The following is a 1,370-nucleotide window of genomic DNA, read 5'->3' on the forward strand; positions in this document are numbered from 1 at the left end:
ACGATGCCAATGCGTAAAAGGCTTCCCTCTTTAAGGGTATCGGAAAGGCTTATTTTTTCTAGCGTTTTTACAACCTGGTCAATTTGCTTTTTTGTATAATTGGTTTTTTTGAAAGCATCGGCTATCGTTTGTTTTTTACGAATAGGAATAATATCTTCAACATAGTTTTTCGTCAGATCGATACGGTGACTTTGAGGAGAAACGGTTACATTTTCTTGAACGATTCGAACTTCAGGGGATTCTGTACCTTGGGAAGGGGAGGATACATCTTCTAATTTTAAAGGATCAATCAATGTGAGAACTGAAAGAAGTTCGGAGCTCTTTTCTAAAGTAAATCCAGCTTTTTGCACTTCTTGTTGTGCCTCTTCATCTGTCAATGTGTCAGTGTCATCAAAATCGAATTGATTTACCTTAAAATCATAGCTGCGTAAGGTGAGTTTTGTTTCCACCTTTGCTCCATAAATCTGTCCAGAATCTTGTAGTTTAGCGTTTTGATTTGTCGAATCACTGGCAAGAATGCTTAAAGAATCAAATTTTGGATAGCTATATTTCTGGGGGCGCTTTTCGGCTAAAGCCATACGAATCCATTCAAAATGTTGTGTTTGAATGACTTTTTCATCGCCTTTTTTTTGTAGAATCGATAATTCAAATTGACGTTTTTTGTCAAAGCTTTGCCGTGCATGGGTGGGAGAAATGCGATCACCTTTATAGCCATTGGCTTCAAGATCTTGTGATTCTGATAGGTTTTCTTGCGTAAACCATTGTGGAGGGGTTACCAATCGCTGTTGTTCATCAAGAGCCGTAAAAAGTGCAATACCCATAAGAATGCAGGAAGTGATTCCTGTCAGAATGGTTCCTGTAAGCCAACGAGCAGAGACCTGTCGGCGTGCAGGCCGCAAGCGCTTGACGACAAGAGCAGGATCTTGTCCAGGATCGTTTTTTTGTTGTTCGTTATCCCACATAGATTTATAAGAGTACTTCTCAATATTAAATAAAGAAAGCTAGCTAGATAGCTTAGCATGCTTCTACAGGAATTTGATTCTTTTTACAAATTACAGATCATGCGAATTCTCTTTATACAGCAATGTCTTTATAAATCATACCTGTGTAGAGAAATCCTTTTGAATCAATATTAAAGTAAGGTAAAATAATCGCTCTTGAGATTAATTAATCCATGCATTTGATATTTTATGCCTTGCAATGGGATGCTATATTTTACTTTAAAGGCGCTATGCACTCTTTGAATTTCTTCTGTTTTCATGTTTTATTTTTATACGCTTCTTATTTTGCCTATAATGTCTTGAAATACAACCAGTTGTTTACAATATTTTATTTTAAAAAAAATAAAAAATGATATTGACTCTTTGGTT

Annotated in this window: 1 pseudogene; it reads right to left on the minus strand. The window is 36.1% G+C overall.

The features are described from left to right. Nucleotides 1–962 (minus strand): annotated as a pseudogene (locus tag ACFIO3_RS13170) (M23 family peptidase); the annotation flags it as partial. Nucleotides 963–1,370 lie beyond the last annotated feature (408 nt).

The organism is Bartonella sp. AD328YNZD (assembly GCF_042196425.1).